Source organism: Martinezella sp. CNPSo 3890 (genome assembly GCF_057784455.1).
This window is the reverse complement of sequence record NZ_JBXSOR010000002.1, coordinates 214993-236587: the sequence shown is the minus strand read 5'-3', so window position 1 is coordinate 236587 and position 21595 is coordinate 214993. Positions and strand designations below refer to the sequence as shown.

Annotated in this window: 20 protein-coding genes; 9 read left to right on the top strand and 11 right to left on the bottom strand. The window is 59.3% G+C overall.

All coding sequences use genetic code 11. The features are described 5' to 3' along the window. The first annotated feature begins 52 nt into the window (after positions 1–52). The 9 genes from AC13RC_RS07270 (at position 53) to AC13RC_RS07230 (ending at position 10279) form a co-directional block, all read left to right on the top strand. Positions 53–2290 carry an ABC transporter permease gene (locus AC13RC_RS07270; protein WP_488556833.1) on the top strand — a complete coding sequence of 746 codons (2238 nt, stop codon included), beginning with the start codon at positions 53–55 and terminating at the stop codon, positions 2288–2290. Then, entirely contained in the window at positions 2287–3351 is a 1065-nt protein-coding gene (locus AC13RC_RS07265; RefSeq protein ID WP_113396551.1) for an ABC transporter ATP-binding protein, read from the top strand. The genes AC13RC_RS07270 and AC13RC_RS07265 overlap by 4 nt, the downstream gene beginning before the upstream one ends. A gap of 37 nt (positions 3352–3388) precedes the next feature. Beyond that, on the top strand, positions 3389–4189 hold the full coding sequence (locus AC13RC_RS07260; protein WP_488556832.1) for an inositol monophosphatase family protein: 801 nt from the start codon (positions 3389–3391) through the stop codon (positions 4187–4189). Positions 4190–4346: 157 nt separating this feature from the next. Further along, the gene (gene ugpB / locus AC13RC_RS07255; protein WP_368518497.1) at positions 4347–5657 is read left to right on the top strand and encodes a sn-glycerol-3-phosphate ABC transporter substrate-binding protein UgpB; all 1311 of its coding nucleotides are present in this window, start codon (positions 4347–4349) and stop codon (positions 5655–5657) included. A gap of 67 nt (positions 5658–5724) precedes the next feature. Next, positions 5725–6606 (top strand): sn-glycerol-3-phosphate ABC transporter permease UgpA, encoded by an 882-nt coding sequence (gene ugpA / locus AC13RC_RS07250; RefSeq protein WP_113353099.1) that lies wholly within the window; start codon positions 5725–5727, stop codon positions 6604–6606. A 9-nt stretch (positions 6607–6615) separates the two neighbouring features. After that, entirely contained in the window at positions 6616–7464 is an 849-nt protein-coding gene (ugpE, locus tag AC13RC_RS07245; protein WP_488556831.1) for a sn-glycerol-3-phosphate ABC transporter permease UgpE, read from the top strand. Then, positions 7464–8516, top strand: a complete 1053-nt coding sequence (locus AC13RC_RS07240) for a sn-glycerol-3-phosphate import ATP-binding protein UgpC (RefSeq protein WP_488556830.1) — start codon at positions 7464–7466, stop codon at positions 8514–8516. The genes ugpE and AC13RC_RS07240 overlap by 1 nt, the downstream gene beginning before the upstream one ends. Positions 8517–8657: 141 nt before the next feature. After that, positions 8658–9275, top strand: a complete 618-nt coding sequence (locus tag AC13RC_RS07235; protein WP_113353096.1) for a DUF47 family protein — start codon at positions 8658–8660, stop codon at positions 9273–9275. Further along, a complete protein-coding gene (locus AC13RC_RS07230) occupies positions 9275–10279 on the top strand; it encodes an inorganic phosphate transporter (RefSeq protein WP_488556829.1) in 1005 nt (334 codons plus the stop codon). Before AC13RC_RS07235 ends, AC13RC_RS07230 begins: the two co-directional genes overlap by 1 nt. A gap of 32 nt (positions 10280–10311) precedes the next feature. On the opposite strand, the gene AC13RC_RS07225 is transcribed toward AC13RC_RS07230, so the two are convergent. From AC13RC_RS07225 to AC13RC_RS07175, 11 genes are all read right to left on the bottom strand, one after another. Beyond that, complete coding sequence (locus tag AC13RC_RS07225) at positions 10312–10497, bottom strand: hypothetical protein (protein WP_113421069.1); 186 nt, start codon at positions 10495–10497, stop codon at positions 10312–10314. A 360-nt stretch (positions 10498–10857) separates the two neighbouring features. Next, positions 10858–11241 carry a response regulator gene (locus tag AC13RC_RS07220; RefSeq protein WP_488556828.1) on the bottom strand — a complete coding sequence of 128 codons (384 nt, stop codon included), beginning with the start codon at positions 11239–11241 and terminating at the stop codon, positions 10858–10860. After that, positions 11238–12224, bottom strand: coding sequence for a PAS domain-containing protein (locus tag AC13RC_RS07215; protein ID WP_113388644.1), 987 nt, complete (start codon positions 12222–12224; stop codon positions 11238–11240). Before AC13RC_RS07215 ends, AC13RC_RS07220 begins: the two co-directional genes overlap by 4 nt. A gap of 702 nt (positions 12225–12926) precedes the next feature. Next, positions 12927–15206 (bottom strand): xanthine dehydrogenase family protein molybdopterin-binding subunit, encoded by a 2280-nt coding sequence (locus tag AC13RC_RS07210; RefSeq protein ID WP_113388643.1) that lies wholly within the window; start codon positions 15204–15206, stop codon positions 12927–12929. A gap of 2 nt (positions 15207–15208) precedes the next feature. Continuing rightward, entirely contained in the window at positions 15209–16225 is a 1017-nt protein-coding gene (locus AC13RC_RS07205; RefSeq protein ID WP_488556827.1) for an FAD binding domain-containing protein, read from the bottom strand. Continuing rightward, a complete protein-coding gene (locus AC13RC_RS07200; protein WP_113388641.1) occupies positions 16225–16842 on the bottom strand; it encodes a (2Fe-2S)-binding protein in 618 nt (205 codons plus the stop codon). The genes AC13RC_RS07205 and AC13RC_RS07200 overlap by 1 nt, the downstream gene beginning before the upstream one ends. A gap of 128 nt (positions 16843–16970) precedes the next feature. Continuing rightward, positions 16971–18167, bottom strand: a complete 1197-nt coding sequence (locus AC13RC_RS07195; protein WP_488556826.1) for an epoxide hydrolase family protein — start codon at positions 18165–18167, stop codon at positions 16971–16973. 108 nt (positions 18168–18275) lie between these two features. Then, positions 18276–18572: a DUF982 domain-containing protein gene (locus AC13RC_RS07190; RefSeq protein ID WP_488556825.1), complete on the bottom strand. Its 297-nt coding sequence runs from the start codon at positions 18570–18572 to the stop codon at positions 18276–18278. Positions 18573–18693: 121 nt separating this feature from the next. Then, complete coding sequence (locus AC13RC_RS07185; RefSeq protein WP_488556824.1) at positions 18694–20685, bottom strand: protein-L-isoaspartate(D-aspartate) O-methyltransferase; 1992 nt, start codon at positions 20683–20685, stop codon at positions 18694–18696. A 110-nt stretch (positions 20686–20795) separates the two neighbouring features. Next, positions 20796–21047, bottom strand: a complete 252-nt coding sequence (locus AC13RC_RS07180) for a YMGG-like glycine zipper-containing protein (RefSeq protein WP_095437759.1) — start codon at positions 21045–21047, stop codon at positions 20796–20798. 35 nt (positions 21048–21082) lie between these two features. Next, positions 21083–21556, bottom strand: a complete 474-nt coding sequence (locus tag AC13RC_RS07175; RefSeq protein WP_488556823.1) for a hypothetical protein — start codon at positions 21554–21556, stop codon at positions 21083–21085. Between the last annotated feature and the right edge of the window lie 39 nt (positions 21557–21595).

The window sequence follows — 21595 nt, the reverse complement described above, 5'->3', positions numbered from 1 at the left end:
CAACCGGCCTGCGTCATCTCTGATTTTTGCTGAACGGGATGCGAATCCGACCATGACCAATAGCAAACGCCGGCTGGATGTTACGCTGATCTTCGGCATTGCCGCCCTGATACTACTCCCATGGTATCGCATAGAGGGCGGCTTCTTCGGCCTTGGCTGGCTGAGCGGCTTTCCCGGCGACCCCTCCACAGCGCCTGGAATCCTGCAAATCGTCAGTCACGGTCGATGGTGGCTCGCGATCGCCGCCGGGCTCCTTATGCTCGGTGGCATCGCGCGCTTCATCTCCAAAGCGATGCCGCGCGGTGCGCTGATGGCGCTCGCCGGTGCGTTGGGTTTTGCCTTTTTGTCGCTGCAGGGACTAGCGATCACACCGTCGGGCTGGAGTTGGTCGATCTTCGAGACCATCTTCGGTGCGCTGGCGGACGGCCAGCCAGCGATGGGTGCCGGCGCCATTATCCTTGGCATCGTCTTCGTCCTGTTCTTTTCCTTCGGCCTTGCCGAACGCGGCGCGATGAAGGGCGATGCCTTCGTCGTCAGCGCCATTACCATGCTGATCGTCCTTGTCGCGATCTTCGTCTTTTATCCCGTCGGCAGCATGTTCCTCGGAGCCTTCCAGTCGTTCGACGGATCCTTCGATCCCAGCGGCTTCACGACGAACATCCAGGACCCGTCGATCTGGAGCCTCAGCTGCATTGTCGGCGGCGACCGCTGCGGCGTCGCCTGGCGCACGCTTTGGCTTGCTATCCTGACGGCAAGCGCGTCGACCTTGCTCGGGCTCTGCTTTGCGCTTGTCGCCACCCGCACCCGCTTTCCCTTCAAGAAGGGACTGAGGCTTCTCACGATCCTGCCGATTATCACGCCGCCCTTCGTGGTCGGTCTCGCGCTGACCCTGCTGTTCGGACGGGCCGGCGTCGTGACACAGGCCGCGGCTTCGATCTTCGGAACGGAACCCAGCCGCTGGCTCTATGGCCTGACCGGCATTTGGATCGCGCAGGTTCTCTCCTTCACGCCGATTTCCTTTCTTGTCCTCATCGGCGTGGTCGAAGGCGTCAGCCCGTCGATGGAAGAGGCTTCTCAAACTTTACGCGCCAATCGTTGGCGCACCTTCTGGCGGGTGTCCCTGCCGCTGATGAAACCAGGCCTCGCAAACGCCTTCCTGATCGGCTTCATCGAAAGCATGGCCGATTTCGGCAATCCGATGGTTCTCGGCGGCAGCCATGGAGTTCTGTCGACGGAGATTTTCTTCAGTGTCGTCGGCGCACAGAACGATCCTTCACGCGCGGCGGTCCTTGCCATGATCCTGCTCGTCTTCACACTGAGCGCCTTCCTCGCGCAACGCCTGTGGCTACAGGGCAAGAGCTTTGCGACGGTGACAGGCAAGGGAGATTCAGGCGCTCATGGCGCCCTGCCCCGCGGCCTCTCCATCGCCGTCCATGCGCTCGTCATCCCTTGGATGATCTTTACCGTCGTCGTCTACCTCATGATCCTCTTCGGCGGCTTTGTCCGCACTTGGGGTCTCGACAACACGCTGACGGTGGAACATTACGTCAAGGCCTTCTCGATCGGCCTGCGCGACGATGGCGGTCTTGCCTGGACCGGCGTTGCATGGAACTCCTTTTGGACGACGATGGAGATCGCCCTGATCTCCGCGCCCTTGACGGCTGCCGTCGGCCTGCTGACGGCTTATCTGATCGTGCGCCAGAAATTCGTCGGTCGCGGCCTGTTCGAATTCGCGCTGATGATGAGCTTTGCCATCCCCGGCACGGTCATCGGCATTAGCTACATCATGGCCTTTAACCTGCCGCCCCTGGAGATGACCGGAACGGCGCTGATTCTCGTTGCCTGCTTCGTGTTTCGTAACATGCCGGTTGGTGTGCGCGGTGGCGTTGCCGCCATGAGCCAGCTCGACAAAAGCCTCGATGAAGCATCGCTGACATTGCGAGCCGACAGCCTGCGCACCATTCGGAAGGTGATCCTGCCGCTGCTGCGGCCGGCGATCACCGCGGCGCTGGTCTATTCCTTTGTACGGGCCATCACCTCGATCAGCGCAGTTATTTTCCTCGTCAGCGCCCAGTACAACATGTCCACTGCCTATATCGTCGGTCTGGTCGAAAACGGCGAATATGGCGTCGCGATCGCTTATTCCTCCGCGCTTATCGTCGTCATGATATCGGTCATCGCCGGGTTCCAGCTGCTCGTCGGAGAAAGGCGGCTGCGGCGCGTGAACCGTGTCGCGATAATACCGTCGCCGACCGCGCCTACATCCCTCGTTCAGGAGAAAACCGCATGAATCCGAAGGCTCCCGGTTCCGTCGTCTTCGAGAATGTTCGAAAAACCTTCGGAGCGTTCACGGCCATTCCCGATCTCTCGCTCACCATCGAGCCCGGCACGCTCGTCACCCTGCTCGGCCCCTCCGGCTGCGGCAAGACGACGACGCTTCGCATGCTGGCGGGGCTGGAACATCCCTCCTCCGGCCGTATTCTGATCGGCGGCAAGGATGTCACCATGCTTCCGGCAAACGAGCGTGACGTCTCGATGGTCTTCCAGAGTTATGCCTTGTTTCCGCATATGACGGCGCTCGACAATGTCGCCTATGGATTGGAATCCTCCGGCATGAAACGCAGTCAAGCGCGCGAGAAGGCGGAGGGTGCGCTTGGTCTTGTCGGCCTTGCCGGCATGGGCTCGCGTCTTCCGGCCGAGCTCTCCGGTGGCCAGCAGCAGCGCGTCGCCGTGGCCCGTGCGCTCGTCGTTGAGCCGCAGGTTCTGCTTCTCGATGAGCCGCTTTCCAATCTTGATGCCCGGCTGCGCCGGCGCGTGCGGACGGATATTCGCGAATTGCAGCAACGGCTTGGCTTTACCGCCGTCTATGTGACCCATGACCAGGACGAAGCGCTCGCCGTTTCCGATCGCATCATCGTCATGAAGGATGGCGGTATCGCGCAGCAAGGTGCGCCGCGCGAACTCTACGATGCCCCGGCGTCCGCCTTTATCGCCGACTTCATGGGCGAGGCCAATGTCATGCCGTGCGACGTTGTCGAAACCGACAACGATGGTGTCACAATCGCCATCGAAGGACTTCGCCACAGGATCAGCAACCGTTCAGTCAAACACGGCCCCGCCCAGCTTGCCGTCCGGCCGAACGCGATCATTCTGACGCCAAGGACAGGCAACGGCCAGTTCCATGGCCAGATAACTCATTCCGCATATCTCGGCGATCATGTCGAGTATGAGGTAAAGACCGATCGCGGATCGCTCTTCGTTGTCGATGCCACGGTCGATTCCGCCCTTCCTCCCAACACCGATGTCACGATCGCTTTCAAGGATCGCGGCATTGCCGTCATCAGCGGCTGATTGCCGTCAAACATCAGACGATTAAGGACATAATTGCATGACCTCCGCTCCCCTCGCCGATCTCGAAGCACGTCTCGCCCTTGCCGAGACCATCGCCCGTGAGGCCGGCAAGCTCGCGCTCGACTATTTCAAGCGCCGCGAGACCCTGATCATCGAAACCAAGCGCGACCCGCAGGATGTCGTTTCGATCGCCGACCGGGAGGTTGAAAATCTCATCCGTGGACGCATCCATGAAGCGCACCCGCAAGATAGCATTCTCGGCGAGGAATATGGTCTGGAAACGGGCAGCTCCGGCTACACCTGGGTCGTCGATCCGATCGACGGCACAAGTCCCTTCGTCAGCGGCATGCCGAACTGGTGCGTTTCCATCGCGGTATTGCATGACGGCATTCCCGTGATCGGCGTCATCCGCGCACCATGCCACGATGAGCTTTACGTCGCCGCGCACGGCAAGGGTGCCACCTTGAACGGCAAGAGCCTCAAGCTGGATGTATCGCGCAACATCCGTAACGCCGTGACCGGCATCGGCGCCAACAACCATGTCTCACCGGCCTTTGTCGCGAAGATGGTCGAGCAGGTTCTCGAAGCCGGCGGCAATTTCATCCGCAACGGCTCGGGCGCCTTGATGCTCGCCTATGTCGCCGCCGGCCGCTTGGTCGGCTATTACGAACCCTATATGCATGCCTGGGATTGCCTGGCCGGCTATTGCCTCGTGAAGGAAGCCGGCGGCTGGTACCATCCCTTTCCGACGGAAGGTGAACGTCTGACCAAGGGATCGGTGGTTCTGGGTGCTGCCCCGGGTGCGATCGATGATCTTAAAAAGATAGCTGGCTTATAAGTTTTCCCGGTAGACAACAGCCGAGTAGGCATTAGTTTAAATGAACGCGCTTGCAAATCTGCCGCCAAATCGGGTGGCCACGCTGCGCAAAGCGGGACTGGCTGATCAAGGAGGGTTAGCCAATCGTTTCATGGAAGGGATCATAATGGGAGGAAAAATGCCTAATCGCCTCGCGTGGAGCTGCCTTGTAGCGGCTGCCATTTCATTCGGAGGGACGTCGCACGCGCTTGCAGTGACCGAACTGCAATGGTGGCATGCCATGTCGGGTGCCAACAACGAAGTCGTCGAGCAACTGGCCAAGGAATTCAACGACGGCCAGAAGGACTATAAGATTGTTCCGGTGTTCAAGGGCACCTATCCGGAAGCGCTGAATGCCGGTATTGCGGCGTTTCGCGCCAAGCAGGCGCCGGCGATCCTGCAGGTCTTCGACGCCGGCAGTGGCGTGATGATGGGTGCGGAAGGCGCGATCATGCCGGCGGCTGAAGTTCTGAAAAAGGGCGGCTATACATTCGACAAGTCGCTCTACCTGCCCGGTATCGTTTCCTACTATTCCAAGCCGGATGGCACGATGCTGTCCTTCCCCTATAATTCGTCTTCACCGATCCTCTATTACAACAAGGATACCTTTAGGAAGGCCGGGCTCGACCCCGAGCACCCGCCGAAAACCTGGCCGGAGGTTTTCGACGCCGCCAAGAAGATCAAGTCGAGCGGGGCATCGGCCTGCGGCCTCACCTCGACCTGGCTGACCTGGATTCAGACCGAGAATTTCGCCGCCTGGAACAATATCAGCTATGGCTCCAACGAAAATGGTCTCGGAGGCACCGACGTCAAGCTGGCGTTGAATACGCCTCTCTTCGTCCAGCATTTCCAGTCGATCGCCGATCTCGCCAAGGATGGCACCTTCCGCTATGGCGGCCGCACATCGGAGGCAAAGCAGCTCTTTACCTCGGGAGAATGCGGCATTCTGACGGAATCGTCGGGAGGCCTCGGCGACATCATCAAGAGCGGCATGAATTACGGTATTGGCCAATTACCTTACTACGAAGGCGAAGGCCGCCCACAGAATACCATTCCCGGCGGCGCCAGCCTCTGGGTGTTTGCCGGCAAGAGCGACACAGAATACAAGGGCATTGCCGAATTCTTCCATTTCCTGTCTCAGACCAAGATCCAGGCACGCCTGCATCAGGTTTCCGGATACCTGCCGGTGACGATGGCCGCCTATGAGGAAACAAAAAAATCCGGCTTCTATGACAAGAATCCCGGCCGCGAAACGCCGATCCTGCAAATGCTCGGCAAGGCGCCGACGGCCAACTCCAAGGGCGTTCGCCTCGTCAACCTGCCGCAGGTACGCGATATCATGAACGAGGAGTTCGAGGCGATGCTGGCCGGCAAGGAAGATGCCAAGACGGCGCTCGACAAGGCTGTCCAGCGTGGCGATGCCGCTATCCAGCAAGCCATTGGCAATTGATGGGCTGATGCGATTTGACCCGCGGCCGACAAGGCTGCGAGCCGTTTTCTCGTCCTAGGAGATCGCCGTGCAGCGCGTTGTCTTTCCCAACAAGATCCTACCCTATTTCCTCGTCGCGCCACAAATCGTCCTGACGATCGTGTTCTTCTTCTGGCCGGCAAGCCAGGCGCTTTATCAATCGACGCAGCGCGAAGACCCTTTCGGACTGAAGAGCGGCTTCGTAGGGCTTGCGAATTTTCGCACCATCTTATCCGACGAGACCTACCTGCATTCCCTCCAGGTGACGGTGATCTTCAGTATCGCGACGGCGCTGCTGTCGATGAGCGTCGCGCTCGCGCTTGCAACCGCCGCCGACAAGGTGGTGCGCGGCCAGACACTCTATCGAACGCTGCTGATTTGGCCTTATGCCGTCGCACCCGCCGTCGCCGGCATGCTCTGGCTCTTCATGTTCAATCCTGCAATGGGTACCTTGGCCTATATCCTGCGTCGCAACGGACTTGCCTGGGACCCCCTGCTGAACGGCAATCAGGCCATGGTGCTGGTCATCATCGCCGCCGCCTGGAAGCAGATTAGCTATAATTTCCTGTTCTTCGTTGCCGGACTGCAGGCAATCCCAAAATCGTTGCTGGAAGCCGCATCCATCGACGGCGCCCGCGGCAACCGGCGCTTCTGGACGATCGTCTTTCCCCTGCTTGCGCCGACGACCTTCTTTCTCCTGGTGGTCAACACGGTCTACGCCTTCTTCGACACCTTCGGCATCATCCATGCCGTCACCGGCGGCGGGCCGGCGAAGGCGACGGAGACCCTCGTCTACAAGGTCTACAATGACGGCTTCGTCAATCTCAACCTCGGCTCTTCCGCGGCTCAGTCCGTCATCCTCATGGTGATTGTCATAGCGCTGACGGCATTCCAATTCCGCTTCGTCGAGAAGCGTGTGCATTATGCGTGAGGATTACCGATGATCGAAAAGCGTCCCGTCGCCAATCTCATCGGCCATCTGATGCTGGTCATCGGCATTATCATCGTCGCCTTCCCGATCTATTATACCTTCGTTGCCTCGACGCTGACGTCGGCCGAGATTTTGCGGCCGCCGATCTTCCTGCTGCCCGGCGGCCATTTCGTCGAGAACTATGGCGAGGCGCTGAACGGCGGTGTCGAGCGCGTGGTCGGCGTCAGCCTTGAACGGATGCTCTGGAACACGTTTGTTGTCGCTGTCATCATCGCCGCCGGCAAGATCGCGATCTCCTTTCTCTCGGCCTTCGCCATTGTCTTCTTCCGCTTTCCGCCGCGGATGGTGTTCTTCTGGATGATCTTCGTCACGTTGATGCTGCCGGTGGAAGTACGCATCCTGCCGACCTACAAGGTCATCGTGGATCTCGGCATGATCGACACTTATGCCGGCCTGACCCTGCCGCTGATGGCATCAGCGACCGCGACGTTCCTGTTTCGGCAGTTCTTCTTGACGGTGCCGGGTGAACTCCTTGAAGCCGCCCGCATCGACAATGCCGGCCCATTCCGCTTCATGCGCGATATCCTGTTGCCGCTATCGAAAACCAATATCGCCGCCCTGTTCGTGATCCTCTTCATCTATGGCTGGACGCAATATTTGTGGCCACTATTGGTCACGAATGACGCGAAGATGTCGACCATCATCATCGGGCTCCGGAAGATGGTGGATTTCGCCGACGCGGCGACACCGTGGAATTTTGTGATGGTAACGGCGATCTTGGCGATCATTCCGCCCATCCTCGTCGTGGTGCTGATGCAGCGCTGGTTCGTCAAAGGTCTGGTGGAGACGGAGAAATAATGGCCGGGATCACTCTCAAGGACGTCCGCAAAAGTTACGGCGGCAACGTCGACGCGATCAAGGGCGTGTCGCTCGATATCGCCGATGGCGAACTTATCGTCCTGGTCGGGCCTTCCGGCTGCGGCAAGTCCACGCTCCTGCGCATGATCGCAGGCCTTGAAGCCATCACCTCAGGCGAAATCAACATAGGCAGTCGTATCGTCAATCGTCTGGAACCCTCGGAGCGCGACATCGCGATGGTCTTTCAGAACTATGCGCTTTATCCGCACATGACGGTGCGACAGAATTTGGCATATGGCCTGAAGAACAGGAATGTCCCAGCAGCCGAAATAGACCAGCGCATCCAATCAGCGGCACGATCGCTTGAAATCGAATCCCTCCTTGAGCGCAGACCACGTCAACTCTCCGGCGGTCAGCGGCAACGCGTGGCGATGGGTCGTGCCATCGTGCGCGAGCCGGCGGCGTTTCTGTTCGACGAGCCGCTTTCCAATCTCGATGCCAAGCTGCGGGTGCAAATGCGTGTCGAGATCAAACGGCTGCAACGATCTCTCGCGACCACGAGCGTCTATGTCACCCATGACCAGATGGAGGCCATGACGCTGGCCGATCGCCTGGTCGTCTTGAATGGCGGACGGATCGAGCAGGTCGGCACACCCATCGAGCTCTATGAACGACCGGCCACGACCTTCGTTGCGACCTTCATAGGCTCGCCTTCGATGAATCTTCTGAAACCTACCGAAAACAGCACAATTGTGCTTTCGCCTGACAGCCGCCTTGGCGCCGCTGACATGACGGTCGGCGTCCGGCCCGAGGATCTTCACCTGGCCGGCGGTGCGAGCGATGCGGCTTTCAGCGCGAAAGTGCGTATCCAGGCGGTGGAGCTCGTCGGGGCGGAGAGCTATGTCTACGGCACCCTGGCGGACGGCCAAACCGTCGTCTTTCGAGTTTCGGGGCGGTCCCGGCTCGCAATGGACACAGAATGCCCGGTTACCGCTTCCGCCGAGAGCCTGCATTTCTTCGACGGTCACGGGAACCGACTAGACCGCGCATAAGCAGTTCAAATCTTGTGATGAGGCTGTCAGAGAGCGCCGTTTTGCGGATGTCTCGGCTTTCCATGTCGGGCCTCCTCATTTATGACGGATTTATGACAACGCCTGTTTGGAGTGCGGAAAGTGAACTGGTTTCGTAGACTGATGCCGAGAGAAGACCGGTTTTTTGATCTTTTCTCTCGACATTCGCGCACGATCGTCAGCGCGGCGGAAGCTCTGAATGAATTGCTGGCCGGCAAAGACACGGAGCAGCACTGCCAGCGCATTGTTGAGCTCGAGAACGAGGCCGATGACATCACGCGCGAAGTTCTGCTTGCCACTCGGCGCAGTTTCATCACGCCCTTTGACCGTGGCGACATCAAGGATCTCATCATGTCAATGGACGATGCTATCGACATGATGCATAAGACGGTCAAGACGATCCGGCTATTCGAACAGGACAGCTTTGATCCCGGTATGCAGGAAATGGGCAAGGCGATCGTCGAGGCCGCAAAACTGGTAGCCGAGGCAATCCCTCTCCTTGATCGCATGAGTGCCAACTCTTCTCGCCTCAGCGCGCTCACCGAAGAGGTCGTAAAGGTCGAGGGTCGCTCCGATGAGCTACATGATCAAGGTCTAAAAGATCTCTTTCGCCGGTATGGCGCCACCAACCCGATGGCCTACATCATCGGCAGCGAGATCTTTGGTGAATTGGAGAAGGTTGTCGACCGTTTCGAAGATGTCGCCAATGAAATCAACGGCATCGTAATCGAGAACGTCTGATGGAGGCCACTCTCGCTTTCCCATTGCTGGTGGGCCTCGTCGCGGTGGCATTGTTCTTTGATTTTTTGAATGGGCTGCACGATGCAGCCAACTCAATTGCCACCATCGTCTCGACCCGGGTCCTGCGACCGCAATATGCCGTGTTATGGGCCGCATTCTTCAATTTCATCGCTTTCCTGTTCTTCGGGCTTCATGTCGCCGAAACCCTCGGCACCGGCATTATCGATCCCAACGTCGTCACGCCACAGGTCATCTTCGCGGCCCTGACGGGGGCGATCATATGGAACATCGTGACCTGGGTACTCGGCATCCCATCAAGCTCGTCGCATGCTCTGGTCGGTGGCCTCGTCGGTGCCGGCGTGGCGAAGATCGGCATGGATGCCATTGTTTGGTCCGGCCTGCTGAAGACGGCCGGCGCCATCGTCATGTCGCCACTGCTTGGCTTCGTGCTCGCGCTCTTCCTTGTCCTATGCGTGACATGGATATTCGTTCGCCAGACGCCTTTCGCCGTCGACAGCACCTTCCGCATCCTGCAATTCGCCTCCGCTTCTCTCTACTCCCTCGGCCATGGCGGAAACGACGCCCAGAAGACCATGGGCATCATCGCCGTACTGCTCTACTCCCAAGGTCATACCGGAGCGGAGTTCCACGTGCCCCTGTGGGTAGTGTTATCCTGTCAGTCCGCGATGGCGCTAGGGACACTGTTTGGCGGTTGGCGGATCGTGCACACGATGGGCTCGAAGATCACGAGGCTCAATCCAATGCAGGGCTTTTGCGCTGAGACCGGTGGCGCCTTGACCTTGTTCGCCGCGACATGGCTTGGCATCCCGGTCTCGACGACCCATACGATCACGGGCGCAATCGTCGGTGTCGGCGCCGCGCGGCGGATCTCGGCGGTTCGATGGGGATTGGCGAGCAATATCGTCGTCGCATGGATAATAACCCTGCCCGCGGCGGCGGCCATCTCGGCAATAGCCTACTGGATCACGAACTGGGTGGGATAAAGCCGCCAAGCCCTATTGCGCAACCGCGAGATTCAGTCCCCTTCCCCGCCGGTATCGTCCTTGTGCTTGCTTTTCTTGGAAGACGGCTTCTCTCCCTTTTTCATGACCGGTGGGATGGCCGGCCTTTCGATCGCACCGGTCGCGCCCTCGGTTTCCTCATATTTCGCTGGTCGCGAGCGAGGGAGATCCGTCATCTCTTCATGCTTCCGCTTCTTCATGACAGCCCTTTCCAGGTGGTCATCCGCCGGACGGAACTATTCCGCATTGAGATGGTTCCCAAGCATCGTCTGGATGATCGAAAGGCTTGGCATTTCGGATCTCGAATAATGTCGTTTTTCCGACGATATTGCTGCCCCACCTCCACGAATAGTTGTGCTTAAGAAGATCTGAACCATCTAACCTTCGGTCGTTCGATTGTTAACCAGCCCGCGGCGGAAGCGCTGACACCGAGCCAGGGACGGCGTGTCGCTCGTGTCATCCCATTCGCTGGTATTCCAGATCGCCTCAAAGGAGTAGCATGCCAATCGACGCGGTCACGTTCGCGGCGTTCACTTGACGGATCGCCGCTTTATCCATCGTCAGCGGCTAAAGAAGGATTGAACGACGTCCACAAGACGTTTCATGTCGGTGGGCTTCCCGAGATTGAGTGCCTTGGCCAAAACATCATGCCGGGCAAGTTCCGCCGCATCGCTTGCACTGGCGAGGACGAACGGGACATCCCATGATTTTAAAAGGAAAGCGACCGGAGTAACCTTCTCGCTGCCGAGAGTGACGTCCAGAACAGCGGCATCCGGACGTTGGCTCCTCAGCAGGTTGAGGGCTTGCCCGACCGAACTCGCCGGACCCAGGACCTCGAATCCGCTACTGGTCAACACGCTTTCCAGCTCCATGGCGATAAGGAACTCGTCTTCAACCACAAGAACGATCCTGCCAAGAGCCTTGTCATTTTCAGGTTCGCTCATGAACGTTTCCAAGGGAGCTTGATGATGGCAGTCAAACCTTTTGGATCGAAGTTAAGTTCCACCGTTCCACCAAGATGGCGGCAAGTGCCTTCGATCAGCTCGGTGCCGTAGCCTCTTCTCGTCGGCGGCATGATCGCGGGGCCGCCCGTTTCGCGCCACCGGCACACAAAATAAGAGCGGCTCTCCGGCACTTCCTCCAGCGACCATTCGACATGCAAGGCACCGCCTGGGGCGGATAGCGCGCCGTACTTCAACGCATTCGTTGCCAGCTCATGGAACATCATGCTGACTGGCACGATCTCCGAGCCCCGAATCTGCACTCTTGGCCCCTGGTAATGGAGACGATCGATTCCAAGCTCGCTGACCGATTGCCTCAGCAGGGTTTCAAAATCGGTCGTTTCATTGATGGCCGCGATCTCCTGGGCATGAAGAGTGACCTCTAGGCGCCCCAGGAAACGATCGCGGTAGTCAACGCCCGTCAGATCTTCCGCATCCATCTGCATCGCTAGTGATCGCACGACCGCGAAAAGGTTCTTCATTCGATGGCGCGTTTCCGAAATGATGAAATCCTTCTCGGCCTCGTGCCGCTGCATTTCCGTCACGTCGTCGAAGAGGACAAGGATGTTGGTGCTATTGTCATCCGGGTGCACAAGACGGCGCGCATCGACGTGGAACGTGCGTCTGCCGATAGTTGGAAAATCATGCGCGACTTCGTACCCGATGACAGCGGCTGCTTTTGGGATAACCGCGGCGATCAGCTGCCGGAGCTCGGCAATATCCCACTGACCATTGCCGAGATCAAAGAAACTCTCTCCCAGAATATCATCCCGCTCGACCTCGAACGTTTTCAAGAAAGCGTTGTTTGCGGTCGCGACGCACAAGTTCTGATCAAGAACGACAATCGGCTGCGTCATCGTATCGACCACTCCCTGTGCCTGGACATGTCCGGTTCGCAAAAGGCGGTATAGATCTTCCAGCATCATTCCCCTTGCTCCAGCAGATGCACCCGACATATGTCACAGGTTTCCCGGTAAAAGTAATGGCCGCCCGAGCCCTGGCAAGACCGGCAACGAAGGCGATGCCGTCGAGGGAATTCGATCGCCTCCCCGCCTTCCTCGCTGCACTATCCTCAATGAAGAGACATTTCGTTAGAATGCGGTGAAGCCGAAGAGGTGCACACCTTTCTAACCAGGCCCTGAAAAGGTATCAGCACATGCCAAATCCGAACAGACGACGTTCATTGCGAAGAATATTCATCCGGTTCTCGAGTGTCCCAGCGATCCTGTTTCTTTGCCAACACTATGTCCGCAATTCAGTTCCCCGATGCTTGTCCACCTACCGGTTTCGGAACCCCTAGGCGCTCCGCACTTAGCAGCCGGCCTCGAATGATGGAAGCATGACAAGCGCTGCGGCGCGCCAAGGGGGCTGGGAGGGAGAACATTAAATCTTCGAACCACTGGTATTGACCATCGTGCCGACGTGGGGCGTCACTGGCGGGGGCGCGACGACGTACCGAAAAGCGACCGCTGTGATCCGCACCTTCATGAGCATTGGCATGCTCGCCGGTGGCCAAGGCGGAAATGCCGGCAAGAATGGCTTGCCGGCATAAGGGAACTGTGGCCCCATCCGGGTGCCTGCCAATGGGAACAAGCACGTCTTGGCGCGAGAAAGTGCCTACGTTGACATTAGCCAATCAGGTTATCGATGCGGATCGGAAGTTTGCGGATACGCTTGCCGGTAGCGTGGTAGACCGCACTGGTGATCGCGGCCGCCGTTCCGACGTTGCCGAGTTCGCCAAGCCCCTTGACGCCCGCCGGGTTGACGTCCGGATCGGTCTCCGACACAAGGATGACTTTTACGTCCTGGATGTCTGCATTCACCGGCACGAGATAGTCCTGCAGATCCCGATTGACGACGCGGGCATCGCGCCGGTCGAATTCGGTCGCTTCGTGAAGGGCCGACGAAATTCCCCAGATCATCCCGCCCATAAGCTGGCTGCGAGCCGTCCGGGTATTCATGATCCGGCCAGCGCCAAAGGCGCCGACGATCCGAGGGACGCGAATTTCCCGCGTTCTCCGATGAACGCGGACCTCGACGAATTCAGCACCGAAGGCATATTTCACCTTCTTGCCTTGATCACCGCTCACCATTTCCAGCTTGCCCTTGTAAAGGTTGGAAACGGCTTCCGCGGAAGCAGCGTCAGGACGAAATTCGCTATATTGCTCGATGACGCCGGCGCCCAACTGCTTGAAAGCGTCCTTGAGGCCCTGCGAGCTCTCGCCGATGACGAGCTTACCCTCTCTGAGCATGATCGAATGCGGATCTCGGCCGGCGAGTGGCCCGTCATTTGATGTCACCGCCGCGTAGGCGAGCTTTTCGCGGATTTCCCAGCAGGCTTTGATGATCGCTGAAGAGACGCTGGCCGTCGTATTCGAGCCTCCGGCAACGGGCGCCGGCGGAAGCCGCGTATCACCCATCTCGACCTCGACGGCGCTTACGTCGAGCCCCAATTGTTCCGCCGCAACCTGGGCGGCAATCGTGCGCACCCCGGTGCCGATTTCATGGGAGGCGGTCTGGACCCGTGCCCGCCCATCATCGGTCAGGGTGACGCGAACTGCGCAAGGCGCGATATTGGTCGGATAGATCGCTGTCGCGCAGCCCATGCCGACAAGCCAGTCGCCATCCCGCATGCTGCCTACATCCGGATTGCGCTTCGACCAGCCAAATTCGCGCGCCGCCTCATCGTAGCATTCCATCAGCGAGCGGCTGGAGAAGGGGCGGCCTTCGATCGGCTCCTTCACGGCATCGTTGACGCGCCTGAACTCTACCGGATCCATGTTAAGAGCAACCGCCATCTCGTCCATCGCGCTTTCCAGTGCATAGACATAGGGGGTTTCCGGTGGGGAACGCATATAGCTCGGCGTCGGCCTGTCCGCCTTGACCAGAAAAACCTTAGTCAGTACCGATCCATAATCATACATGAGGCCGGTTGTCTTCGTTCCGCCGACCACATAAGGATCCGGACGGGACGTCACCTCCCAGCCCTCGTGCTTTAGAGCAGTTATCTTGCCGTCCCGCGACGCGCCAATCTGGATATGGTGGCGCGTTTCGGCACGGTAGGTCTGCGTGGTGAACGCCTGTGGTCGGGTAACGACACACCGCACCGGCCTACCAAGCCTGCGCGCGGCAAACGCGACGATGGCTGTTCGCGGCGTTATCGGCCCCTTCGATCCGAAGGCACCCCCGATGTAGGGACTGACCACCCTTACTTGATCAGGTTTGATCTTCAGCTGCCGCGCGATCTCGACTTTCCAGCCGTAGACATTCTGGCTCGGTTCATGAACAACGAGTTCATCCCCTCGCCAATAAGCAGTCGTGGAGAACAGTTCGATCGGATTGTGATGTTGCGTCGGCATCTCGTATTCGGCGTCGATCTTGACGTCCGCGGCAGCAAAGGCGGCGTTGAAATCGCCCGCCTTGACGTCTTCCTTGAACTGCTTGCTCGCTTCTGCCGCAGCCACGGTTTCCGTGCCCTCCGACCCGAAGCTCGTGCTCGGCTTCTCCGCCTCGTAATCGGGGGTGATGCGCATGGCGCCTTCGCGGGCGGCCTCGATGGTCTCGGCCAAAACCAGCGCGATGATCTGGCCGTCATGCCAAATCTTCGTATCATGGAGAGGCCCAATTGAAGTCGATCCCGATGTCCCGAATTCGGGGGGTTCCAGCTCATCTCGGATGCTCTCATGAGTAATGATGTCAATTACACCTGGCACGGCCCGCGCCTGGTCCAGATGCAGCGATGTCAAGCGACCCCGCGCTACAGCACTGGTCACCAGCATCGCATGCGCGAGATTGTTGACCGGAATGTCGGCGGGATAGGATGCCTTTCCCGTAACCTTGAGGCGGGCATCGATCCGCGGCAGTGGCTCACCCATGTTTTCCTTTGCAGGTGGTGCGGCCTCGTTCATGGTCATATCCTCATATCCCGAACCTCGAGCAAGGCCCGTATCAATGTCTGTTTTCCAAGCTCGATCTTGAAGGCGTTATGCTCGCGCGGCCGGGCGTCCGCAAACGCGGCCTGTGCCGCGATTGAGGCGCTTTCCTCCGTGAGTGGCTTGTTCCGGAGCGCCTCCTCGGCCGCCGTGGCGCGCCAAGGAACGGTAGCCAGCCCGCCAAGACCGATACGCGCATCGCGCACGATATCTCCATCGAGGTTGATTGCGACGGCTATGGAAGCGAGGGCGAAGGCATAGGACTGACGGTCGCGTATCTTGAGGTAACGAGATCGTGCAGCCCAGGCCGGGACATTCACCGCGATGGCCGTAATGATCTCGCCTGGCCGCAGCGTCGTTTCGACATCCGGCCGATCGCCCGGCTGGCGATGCAGTTCTGCAAAGCCGATACGCCGTCTGCCGGATTGGCCTGATATGTCGACGGAGGCATCGAGAGCAATCAGCGCCTGGGCAAAGTCTCCATGATAGGTCGCTATACAGGAGTCGCTAGTCCCGAGCACCGCATGCTGCCGGTTGAAGCCTTCGATGGCAGCGCAGCCGGAGCCGGGATCGCGTTTGTTGCAAGGCCATGAAATCTCGCGGAAATATTCGCAGCGCGTCCGCTGCAGCACATTGCCGCCAAGGCTTGCCATATTGCGGATCTGTCGGCTGGCCGCGAGTTTCAGGCTTTCGGCAAGCATCGGGCATCTTCGGTTGATTTCCGGATGGTCCTCGACCTCGCTCATGCGGACCAGAGCGCCGAGACGAATATTGGGATCACCGATCTCGATCGTCTTCAATGATCGATCCTCGATGCAGTTGATATCCACCAGACGCGACGGCCGATTGACGCCGAGCCGCATGTAGTCGGACATGTTCGTGCCACCGGCGATGAACTGTGACGGCGCGGCGGTTGGAGGAATTTCCTTTGCTTCGCTCGCCTCCGCGATGGCCCTGCCGACATCACGAGCAGTTTGATAACTGAAAGGTAGCATCAGAGCTTCTCCATCTCGTCGCGGGCCTGTTTCACGGCAGCGAGGATGTTGGGGTAAGCCGCGCATCGACAGATATTGCCGCTCATGTATTCGCGAATGTCGGCATCGTTACCGGCATGTCCTTCGTGCACGCAGGCAACCGCGGACAGGATCTGACCGGGCGTGCAGTAACCGCATTGGAAGGCGTCGTGGTCGATAAACGCCTGCTGCATCGGATGCAGACGCCCATTAACCGACGAAAGACCTTCGATAGTGGTGATCTTGTGCCCGTCATTCATCGCCGCGAAACTCATGCAGGACAAGGTCCGCTTTCCATCGGTGAGCACCGTGCACGCTCCACATTGCCCGTGGTCGCAGCCCTTTTTTGTACCCGTCAGGCCCGCATGGTCACGAAGGAGATCCAGGAGCGATGTGCGCGGGTCAACGCTGAACTGATAGGATTGGCCATTGATCTTCATCTTTATCGGGACCGTGGACTGCGTCGACACCGCAGCGAGCCGCGCTTCTTGCTCTTTCGAGGCAGCACCGACTGAAATGGCCGTTGCAGACGTGATTGTCCCGGCCAGGAGTGTGCGCCTCGTGACCCCCGAGGCCGGGGCTTCTTCTGGATTAGACATCCGATACCCTTTCCGATGTCGATTTCAGCAGGAAGACCACACGGTCCGAAGGACCGCCGTGAGCACGCCTAACCATGAATTCGCCACAGGGTTCCCGGCGACTTCGCCACGAAATTGTCCTCGCTCAGTCAGTCGCCCTTTTTCTCAGCGTCGACGATACCATCGACCTTCCGGTGGATATTGGCCAAAGACGCCGCCCAATCCCGGAGATCGGCGACGACGAGATCCGGCACTTCCATGCTGGCGAAATGCCCGCCGCGATCGTGTTCTCGCCAATGAACGACGTCGTAACCCTTTTCGACCCAGCTCCGTGGCGGCCGCGGATGACGCGGATCGGGGAAGCTTGCGAACCCCACCGGGACGGGGACCCGACATCCTTCCGGCAGGCGTCGTGCACCCTCTGATTCTGCACCGGCATACATCCAGGTCGCCGATCCGAAGCTATCGGTCATGACGGTCAGCATGAGGTTAGTGATGAGGGTATCGAGACCGAAGACCTCATCGATCGCACGCCCACGCAGATCCGCCCAGTCATGGAAGCGCTCGAGAATCCAGGCCGCCTGTGCGACGGGGTTACCCGCCGCCAGGAAGGCGAGCGACTGCGGCCGCGTCGCGTGGAGCCGGCTGTATGCACCGAGCCGGTTTTCGGCCGCTCCGAATGCCTCGAGATAGGCGCGTTCCGCGTCGGTCGTCGGCGCCGCCGCGGGTTGCGCGCCGGGATAGTCGATGTGGATGCTACGTACGTCTTCGCGGTGATCCAGAGCGAGCCAGGCGGCGATGACGACACCCCAGTCGGTCCCCGCCACCAGATAATCTTGATAGCCAAGCGCGTCGCGCATTAGGCGCGCAAGCCACCCGGCGGTGACGCGCGGGCCGACTGGCGCGGCCGGCTTATCCGAATAGCCGTAGCCGGGCAGCGAAGGGATGACGAGGTCGAATGCATCCATCGGCGTGCCGCCGAAGCGTGACGGGAAAGCCAGTGCATCGATGACCGGCCAGAACTGGTAGACCGAACCCGGCCAACCGTGGATCAGCAGGAGCGGACGCCGCCCCTGCGCCTCGCCGCGTACATGAACGACGTGCAGCCGCATCCCCGGCGCGACTTCGGCGAGCAGCTGCGGATAACGGTTGAGTATGCCCTCGCCGGCTTCGATATCATAGCTGTCTGCCCAATGACGGCAAAAACGGCGCAGGAAATCGGGATCACAGCCATAACGCCATCCGCTGTCCGCAGCGTTGTACGGCCATTCAAAGCCGCGAATGCGCGACCGCAACAATGCGAGCGCGGATGCATCCCAGCGTATATGAAAGTCATTGTCCGGCATCTACAGGAAACACTCAGCGGCCATTGAAGTTCCGCATGAGAGACCCTCACGACAAGCCGGGATGCGGGCGGGTAAGCAGGGCGATCTCGTCGACGATGCACGAAAACGTCAAACGCCACCGATGTCGCGATCGCCGGCGCTCTGCTGACGAAATGGAAACTCCTCGATCGATGCCAACATATCGTTCTTTCTCAGGAACCGCTCGAAGTTCTTCCTCACTGCACTCAATGGAAACTGACCGGCTACCACATCTCTCCAGGCCCTCAGCATGACGACATGCGCGACGTCGCGTTTCTCCTCCGGCCATTCCTCAAGGAAATCAATGATGTCGTCGAGGCAGCATATTTCCTGAATGAAGTGCTTCCCTCTCACGAAAAGAGGGCGGTCAAACACGTGACTTGTCATTGTTTCCTCCCTTTACCTGGTGTGCCGATGGCCGAAAAATTTAGAAAGCGCATTTTTCTCCGCAAGAGGTGAAGCTCGCAACGAGCTTGGCCAGGACACGATCAATGTCGCGAAGCATCGTCTATTCACCAAAGGGATAGGTTTCCGGCATGCCGCGATGGTGCTCAATCCCAAGCGGCTCCACTGCCTGCGTCTCATCGAACCAGACATAGGCATCGAATTGCTCGGGAAGGATCGCCTGGCTGTAATGGCTCCACAGTTCGGTGTCGGGCCGATAGATGACGCCGATGAAGCGCTCCAGTCGTGGCTCGGAAAGGCGGCGCCGGAGTGGCTCGTGCTTGCCAGGCGACAGGTCGAGCAGGAAGCTGTCACCTCCCGCATCATGACAGATCCGCTCGTAGCTGTCAGGTCGGGAGGGATTCACATGCATGACTTCCATGTCTCCATCCCAGTCATGCGCGGCGGCCACCGTGCCAGTATGGGTGCCGAAACCGATGAGAGCCGCCTCACCTCCGAAAGCCTCTCGACAAAGCTGGCCGATATTAAGCTCATCACGCGTTGCACCCATATCGGTAAAGCGTGCGTCACCGATATGACTGTTGTGCGCCCAGACGATCGCCTTGGCATCCGGTCCCTTCGCGTCAAGCAGGCGTTGCAGCGTTTCAAACATATGGGTGTCACGCAGGTTCCAGCTTTCCGCTCCGCCATAATACATGATGCGGTAGTAGCGCTCCGCGGAAGCGATCAGCCGGGCATTCTGGGCGGCATCGAGGAAAGCGTCGCCGTCGTGCCTGGCATAATCCAGCCGCCTGCGTAAAAGATCCTGGCATTGGTCGATCACCGCCTGCTCACATTCCGCGTAACCGCGACTGAGTGCCGCCCGGCCATAGGTCGCGGGGTTTTTCTGCCAAGGCGTCAGGCAGCCGTAGCGCTCACGGGCGATCGCTGCCGCCTGCGGGTCGACCGTATCAAGATAGTCAAGCACTGCACCGATCGAGCCGGACATGTTGTAGATGTCGAGCCCGTAGAAGCCGGTGCGGTCCTCTGCGTCGATAGCTGCGTTATGCTTGCGCATCCATTCGATCAGCGCTTGGATCTCTGTGTTGCGCCACATCCAGGTTGGAAACCGTTGGAATGGTGTCTTCTCACGCCCGGACGCCGACCGATGTCTGACATATCGATCTACTTTCGCCGCGTCCGGCCAATCCGCTTCGACCGCAACAATTGTGTATCCTCGACGGGTGATCAGGTAGCGCGTGATCGCAGCCCGGGCACGATAGAATTCGGCGGTTCCGTGGCTCGCCTCCCCGAGCAAAACCACACGCCGGTCGCCGAAGCGGTCGAAAAGGTGCCCGAAGGCAGGATCATCGAAGTTCGGTAGGTCTTCCGCTGCTTCGGCAATCATTTCCGGCAGGCTCTGCTTTCGAGACGCACCCGGCTTATGATTGCTTGCCGCGCGCCGGCCATCCTCGGACCAGCCTTGCTCGCCGATCAGGGGCACAAACATCACAGCACCGAGATCCGTCTCCTCATAGCGTACCGCCGTGCGCCGAACGATCTTGCACAACCTCTGACCGAACTCCTCGCCCACGGGGATTACAAGCCGCCCGCCAATCGCGAGCTGTTCCTTCAGCGCTTCCGGCACGGCAGGGCCGCCCGCAGCCACCAGAATGGCGTCGAATGGCGCCTGGTCGGGAAATCCACGCGTACCGTCGCCGGCAAATATCTCCACATTGTCATAGCCGAGGTCGGACACGCGCCGTCTCGCCGGCACCGCCAAGGCTTCATGGCGTTCGATCGCATAGACATTCGCCGCGATCTGGCCGATCACCGCGGCCGCGTAGCCCGAGCCGGCTCCCACCTCGAGCACGCGATCGCCCGGGCGCACCTCCGCCGCCTCGATCATCAAAGCCACGATATAGGGCTGGGAAATGGTCTGCCCCTCCCCGAGAGCGAGAGGCGCATCCTCATAGGCGAACTCGGCCATGCCCTCGGCGACGAAGCGTTCTCTTGGTACGGCACGCATCGCATTGAGAACATACTCGTCGCGTATCCCGCGCCGCTTAATGTGCGCCTCAATCATGTGATCGCGCATGCGCTGGTAGTCGGCCATCTTGGCCTCCTTGCCCTTTCCTCACCGTTCCAGCGACGTTCGCGCGTGGTGTAAGGGCGAATCCGCTCCTATGGATTGTTCAAGAACGACACCGACCACGTCTGCTAAGCTCAACAGCGATCGACATAGCGGTTCCCGTTGCGGTCGCGGTAGTAGCAGCGGCCGGGCTGTCCTGCGACGTTCCCGATCAAGGCGCCGGACACTCCGCCCACGGCTGCACCGACCGCGGCGCCGCGAACATTGCCTGTTGCTACGCCGCCAACCACGGCGCCCGTGGCGGCGCCGATCCCGGCGCCTTGCTCTGTCGAAGAGCAAGCCGTGAGACACAACGCTACGCTGGTAACAATGATAAATGTTTTCATTTGAACCTCCATTTCAGTTCGTTCCAGCCGGCGTATCAACAACGACGATCAAGTAAGCGGATCTTCTCGCCGAACATATTACGCAGCCTGGTCAAAATGCCCGGCCGATCGCCTGCAGCAATGATTGCACGAACGTTATGCGCGGCCGTCGATGCACGCACCGTTGGCCCGAAGTGGCAATGACAGAGAAGCCTATGCAATTGATTGTCACTCAGTTCGAAGAATCGCTTGGCTTCGCCGTAGCTGTCGTCTTTCAGGCCCGCTTCATGCATGAGCTGGTCGGCAAACGCTACTGACAGAGGCGAGTTGTCCGCGCGCATGACCGCGCGTTCCCTCGCAGGCTGAAATTCTGTCTCGTCCAGGGTTGAAAGTGCTTGATGCCCACAGTCATCGAGAAGATCCACCCATCGTTCGAGACGTTCGCGCCTGGTCATCGCGGGCAGCCGGTGCGGATATCCGAGATTGACATTGGCAACGGTCTGAATGTCTTGAAGGGCATGGTGTTTCATTGAATGCTCCTTTCAGATAGAGCTCGCAGCCGGCTATAG